This window comes from Campylobacter sp. B0100352/1, from assembly GCF_020135855.1.
Taxonomy (GTDB): domain Bacteria; phylum Campylobacterota; class Campylobacteria; order Campylobacterales; family Campylobacteraceae; genus Campylobacter_D; species Campylobacter_D taeniopygiae.
Genome location: NZ_JACHTP010000035.1, coordinates 1 through 6,278, shown reverse-complemented (window position 1 = coordinate 6,278; position 6,278 = coordinate 1). Strand labels below are relative to the sequence as shown.

General features: G+C 29.8%; 6 protein-coding genes. All 6 read left to right on the top strand.

The features are described from left to right. The coding region (locus tag H2279_RS08035) for a 5-oxoproline transporter, DUF969 family subunit (RefSeq protein WP_337196209.1) at nucleotides 1–256 on the top strand (256 nt) is incomplete at its 5' end. Then, nucleotides 243–1,196 (top strand): DUF979 domain-containing protein, encoded by a 954-nt coding sequence (locus tag H2279_RS08030; protein WP_337196208.1) that lies wholly within the window; start codon nucleotides 243–245, stop codon nucleotides 1,194–1,196. The genes H2279_RS08035 and H2279_RS08030, both read left to right, overlap by 14 nt. Nucleotides 1,197–1,205: 9 nt before the next feature. Next, nucleotides 1,206–2,210, top strand: a complete 1,005-nt coding sequence (locus H2279_RS08025; RefSeq protein WP_137624096.1) for a DUF2891 domain-containing protein — start codon at nucleotides 1,206–1,208, stop codon at nucleotides 2,208–2,210. A gap of 148 nt (nucleotides 2,211–2,358) precedes the next feature. Beyond that, nucleotides 2,359–3,294 (top strand): NAD(P)-binding domain-containing protein, encoded by a 936-nt coding sequence (locus H2279_RS08020; RefSeq protein ID WP_337196207.1) that lies wholly within the window; start codon nucleotides 2,359–2,361, stop codon nucleotides 3,292–3,294. Nucleotides 3,295–3,477: 183 nt separating this feature from the next. Next, a complete protein-coding gene (locus H2279_RS08015) occupies nucleotides 3,478–4,803 on the top strand; it encodes an MATE family efflux transporter (protein WP_337196206.1) in 1,326 nt (441 codons plus the stop codon). 59 nt (nucleotides 4,804–4,862) lie between these two features. Then, on the top strand, nucleotides 4,863–6,233 hold the full coding sequence (locus tag H2279_RS08010) for a replicative DNA helicase (RefSeq protein ID WP_137624093.1): 1,371 nt from the start codon (nucleotides 4,863–4,865) through the stop codon (nucleotides 6,231–6,233). Nucleotides 6,234–6,278 lie beyond the last annotated feature (45 nt).

Genomic DNA, 6,278 nt, shown 5'->3' with positions numbered 1-6,278 from the left:
CCAAAAAATCAAAGCTTATTCAGCAGCTACTGATAATGTCGCCGTCTTTTTTGGAGAAGATATTTTTATAGCTGTGCATTCTATTTTATTTATACAAGCTTTTTTTGCAAGTAATAATATTTCAGTTAGTCCTGTTGATCTGTCTATTTGGGCTATACCGAGTGGAATTTTAGCTCTTATTATTCATTGTTTTAGATTGTATTTACTTGATAAAAGATTAAACAAAACGTATGGAGTAGGTAATGATCACTCTTGATTTATTGTATTATATAGTAGGATTTTTATTTTTAATTTTTGGAATTCTTAATTTTTTAAATCAAAAAAAGACACTAAGAGCTAGATTAAGCGGTGGGGTGTTTTGGACAAGTTATAGTGCAACTTTCTTACTTGCAAATGTCTTGTCTGATTTTATTATAGGTTGTATTGTTATTTTACTTGCCATAATTGCAGGATTAAATTGGTTAAAACCTGAAAAAATTGAAGTAACAGTCAAAGAAAAAGAATACGAAATTCAAAGCGCTCAAATTTACAAACACAAGCTTTTTATTCCTGCTTTATTGGTTCCTCTTATAACTCTTGCAGGAACTTTTTTACTTCCTTATTGTAGTTTTTTTGAGGCTAAAAACGCTACTTTAATTTCCTTAATTTTAGCTATTGTATTTTCTTTTATTTTGGCGTGTTTTATGTTTAAAGCCTCTGCTAAAAAGGCGATAAAAGATGCAACGCATACTATGGATCATATAAGCTGGGCTGCTTTATTGCCTCAAATTTTAGCAACCCTTGGAGTTATTTTTGTTTCCACTGGGATGGGTAACGAGGTTGAAAAGTTATTGTCAAATTACATTTCTTTAAACAATAGTTTTATGGCAGTAGCGGTTTATTGTATCTGTATGGCTCTTTTGACTATGATTATGGGAAATGCTTTTGCTGCCTTTCCTGTGATCAGTGCTGCTATTGCTTTGCCTGTTTTGATTTCAAATATGCATGCTAATCCTGCTATAGTCGGAGCCATAGGTATGCTTAGCGGGTTTTGCGGAACTTTAATGACGCCTATGGCGGCTAATTTCAATACTGTTCCAGCTGTGCTTTTAGAGCTAGATAGTAAAAATGGAGTTATCAGGGCGCAATTTTTATCAGGATTGCTTTTATTAGTGGCTAATATTTTTTTAATGTACTTTTTAGCTTTTAATTTTTAAGGAGAAAATATGGAAGAATTTATTAAACAGTTTAGTGCTATAGCTTTGGAAAATATTTTTAAAGAGTTACCAAACAAAATAACTCATTCTTTTAACGATCTTGATGATGTAAAAATTCCTAAGCAAATGTATCCTATATTTTATGGATCTTATGATTGGCATTCTAGTGTGCATTCTCATTGGCTTTTGGTTAAAATTTTAAGAAATTTTGCTAATTTTGCTCCCGTTGATGAAATCACTAAGGCTTTAAATTCTCAATTTAGCAAAGAAAAGGCCGAGGGTGAATTAAAATATTTAGAAAATCCAGCCCATAAAGGCTTTGAAAGACCTTATGGATGGGGATGGTTTTTAAAATTAGCCCTAGAGCTTAATTTATTAGCTAAAGAAAATCAAGATGCGAAAATATGGGCTGAAAATTTAGATAAAATTGCAGATTTTTTTGTAAAAGAATTTAAAGAATTTTTACCTAAAATGGATTACCCAATCCGCGTAGGAACGCATTTTAATAGCTCTTTTGCCTTATATTTTGCTTTAGAATTTGCAAGATTTAAAAATGATCAAGAACTAGAACAATGCATTATACAAAGTGCTAGAAGATGGTTTTTAAATGATGAAAATATGCAAACTTTAGAACCTTGTGGAGATGAGTTTTTATCACCGGTTTTAATGGAGGCTGTGCTTTTGAGTGCTGTTTTGCCTGAAGATGAATTTAAAATCTTCTTTAAAAAATATTTACCAAAATTAAATGAAAAAAAACCAGAAACCTTATTTAATCCTGTAAGAGTTAGCGATAGAACTGATGGGAAAATTGCACATTTGGATGGGCTTAACTTAAGCCGTTCTTGGTGTTTAAAAATCTTATCTAATTTTTGCGATGAAGACTTAAAAAATATTTTAAGAAAAAATGCCACAGATCATTTTAATGAAGCCATAGCACATATAGAGGAGGATTATTTGGGGTCTCATTGGCTTGGAAGCTTTGCTTTACTTGCTTTAGATGTCAAATTAAAATAATATTTTTTTAAGAAAATATTTTACTTGGGAAAATTCTAAACAAAAAGTAAAATATTTTTTAAATAATGATGATTTTTATTGTATTTTTATTTTTTTATTTAAAAAAAATTGATACATTATGTTAAAAATAAATATTAAAGGGTAAAAGATGAAAAAAATAGACTTAATTGTTATTGGTGCGGGGCCGACTGGCATAGCATGTGCAGTTGAGGCAAAATTAAAAAATAAAGAAGTTTTGATTTTAGAAAAAACAAACAATATTTGTCAAACTTTGGTGCAATTTTACAAAGAAGGTAAAAGGGTAGATAAAGTTTATAAGGGATGTGAAGGTACAAATTATGGAAATATCCCTTTTGAGGATGGCACAAAAGAAAGCACGATAGAAATGTTTGAAAATATTTTAAAACAATACAATATAGAAGTTGAATTTGGTTCAGAAGTTGAAAGTGTAAAACAGGAAAATAATCTTTTTTTAGTAAGCACGGCTAAAGAAACTTATGAATGCAAAAATATCATTGTAGCAATTGGTAGAATGGGAAAACCAAACAAGCCAGATTATAAACTCCCTATGACTTTAACTAAAATTATTAATTTTAATGCAAATTCAGTTTTGGGAAATGAAAAAATTCTTGTTATAGGTGGAGGAAATTCTGCCGCTGAATACGCTGTAGATCTAGCAAAAACAAATAATGTAAGTCTTTGCTATCGTAAAAAAGAATTTACAAGATTGAATGATATCAACCTTAAAGACATAACTGAAGCTGGAAATAGCGGAAAAGTCAATTTAAAACTTGGTATTGATATCGAAGCCGTTGAGGATGAAAATGGTAAAGCTAAAGTTAATTTCAATGACTCAACAAGCGAAACTTACGATAGAATTATTTATGCTATTGGCGGATCAACTCCGGTGGATTTTTTACAAAAATGCGGTATTGAAGTTGATGATAAAGGTGTTCCTTTGATGGATGAAAATAAAGAAAGTAATGTTAAAGGAATATTTGTAGCAGGAGATATTGCAACAAAAAATGGAGCAAGTATTATCACAGGACTTAATGATGCTGCAAAAATTCTTTCTATTTTATAAAATTTAGCCTTTATAGGCTAAATTTTTAAGAAATTTTCTAGAAATTACTATGCAAAATAAAACTAAAATCAATAAACTTGCAACTAAAATTTTCTATTTAAATTCTTACATGTTAGGAGTTTTGGCATTTTATTAGCGTCTTTGAAAATATTTTTTTATTGAAAAATTTTTTAAGGATAAGTAATGTCAAATATTTTTAGCACTTTAAACCCTTTTAAACTTTTTATAAAGTGTGCCTTGCCTAATATGATCAGCATGGCTTTTATTTCACTTTATTATATTGTTGATGGAATTTTTGTGGGCAGATATTTAGGCAGTGATGCTTTAGCAGCTTTAGCCTTGATCATGCCTTTTATTATGATGTCTTTTGCACTATCTGACACTATTGCGATAGGATCTTCGGTGCAAATCGCGATGAAATTAGGACTTGGTAAGAAAAAATTGGCTGAAAAAATTTTTAGCTCTAGCTTGGTGATTATCTTTTTCTTTTCTTGTTTGGTTGGAATTTTAGAATATCTTTTAGCGCCTATTTTGATTGATTTTTTAAATGTTAGCTTAGAGATTAAAGCCATGGCGAAAGAATGTATGATGGTTTTTGCTTTATTTGCACCCATCACTATGCTTTCTTTTGCTTTGGATAATTATTTACGAATTTGTGGCAAAACCACTTATAGTATGATCATTAATATTATCATTGCTCTAAGTAATATTTTATTTGATTATATTTTTATAGTTATTTTAGGTTGGGGATTGTTTTCAGCTGCTCTTGCGACTTGTTTGGGTTTGACCTTGGGTGGAATTTTTGGAATTTTTCCTTTTTTATTTCAAAATTTAGAGCTTAGATTTTCTTTTCCTTATATAAATTTTAAAATTTTTAAAAATATTCTTTATAATGGCAGCAGTGAATTTTTTAACAATGTTTCGGGCTCTTTATATGGTGTTTTTGCAAATTTTGTTTTGCTTAAAATAGCTGATGTTAAAGCTGTGGCTGGATTTTCTATTATAGTTTATATTGATACTTTTATCATGATGCTTATTATTGCTATGGCAGATGCCATGCAACCGGCTTTAAGCTATAATTACGCTAAAAAAGATTTTCATCGTATTAAATCTTTTTTAAAAATTATATTTTTATCTGGATTTGTTTTTTCGATTTTTGTTTTATTTTTTATCTATATATTAGGTGAAAATTTAATAGGATTTTTTATAAAAGATCATGATCAAGATTTTTTAAATTTTGTTTATTTAGCCTTGATTCTTTTTTCTTTAAATTATATTTTTGCTTGGTTTAATGTATTGAGTAATTCTTTTTTAACAGCTTTTAATAAACCTAGTTTTTCTTTGATTTTAAGCTTAAGTCAAAATTTATTCGTTCCTTTATTTTTCCTTTTCCTTTTGTCCTATTTTATCGGCTTAAAAGGAGTTTGGCTTACTCCTTTGTTTGCGGAATTTTGTGTAGTAATTTTGGCCGTTGTTTTATTGAAAAAAAGTTTCAATATAACAAAATAAATTCGCTTTTTAAGCTCTTTTTGCTAAAATTTTAAAAAAGAGTTTTATAAGGAAAAAAATTGCAAGAACATTTTGATTTGGATCTAGAACGTGCGATTTTAAGCAGTTGCATTATGAGTGAAGATGCTTATTCAAGCATAGCAGGAGATATTGAACCTAAAGATTTTAGTCTTAAGGCTCATCAAGATATCTTTAAGGCTATTATTGCTTGTGCAAATTCTGGAGAACCTATATCTATAAGTTTTTTAAAGAAACACAAAAAACTAGACGAGCAAATTTTAAATGAAGTTATTGCTACGCCTTCAATGATTGATTTAGCCGCTTATGTTAATGAACTTCGTGAAAAATCCATCAAAAGACAGCTTTTAAGTTTTGCACATCTTCTGCCAACTCGCATCAATGAAAATCGTGCTGTAAGTGAAATTTCAGATGAAATAAGTAAAGAAATTTTTAATTTAACCAATCGTATCAATACAAACGATATCAAGGGTATAGAACTCGTTTTAGAGGAACTTATAGAGGAATTTAAAAAGCAAAAAACTCTTGAAAATAAAACCGTTATAGGTTTAGATACTGGTTTTGAAGATCTAAATCACATGACTAAAGGTTTTAAAGATGGTGAACTTATTATCATTGCTGCACGTCCTGGTATGGGAAAAACAACCCTATGTTTAAATTTTATCGATCAAGTTTTAAAACAAGATCAAGGCGTGGTTATGTTTTCTTTGGAAATGCCTGCAACTCAAATCATGCAAAGACTTTTATCGGCAAAAACTTCAATTCCTTTGCAAAAAATTCTCACTGCCGATCTTAATGATGATGAGTGGGAAAGAATAGGGGATGCTTGCAATTTGTATTCTAAGAAAAAGCTTTTTATATATGATAGTGGCTATGCTACAATAACAGATGTTAGGGCTATTTTAAGACGTCTAAAAGCACAAGAGGAAAGCATAAAACTTTGCGTGATTGATTATATCGGACTTATGATGAGTAATTCAAATTTTAACGATAGACATTTACAAGTGAGTGAAATTTCAAGAGGGCTTAAGCTTTTAGCTAGGGAATTAAATATGCCTATCATTGCACTTTCTCAATTAAACCGCTCTTTAGAGCAACGTGCCAATAAACGTCCGATGATGAGTGATTTGCGTGAGAGTGGGGCAATAGAACAAGATGCAGATACAATTTTATTTGTTTATAGGGATGAAGTTTATCGAGAACAAGAAGAAAAAGAACGAGAAAATAAAGCTAAAGCAGAAGGCAAAGAATACAAAAGCACTTTTATACGCAATCCTATGCAGGAAAATGCTGAAATTTTAGTCGGTAAAAATAGAAATGGTCCAGTTGGAACCATCGAGGTTTTATTTTTAAAAGAAAAATCATGTTTTACAGATAAACCCAAATTTGAAAGCACAGAATTTCAAGGATAAATAAAAATTTAATCATAATATATTTTTTCAGCTTTTATGTGCTAT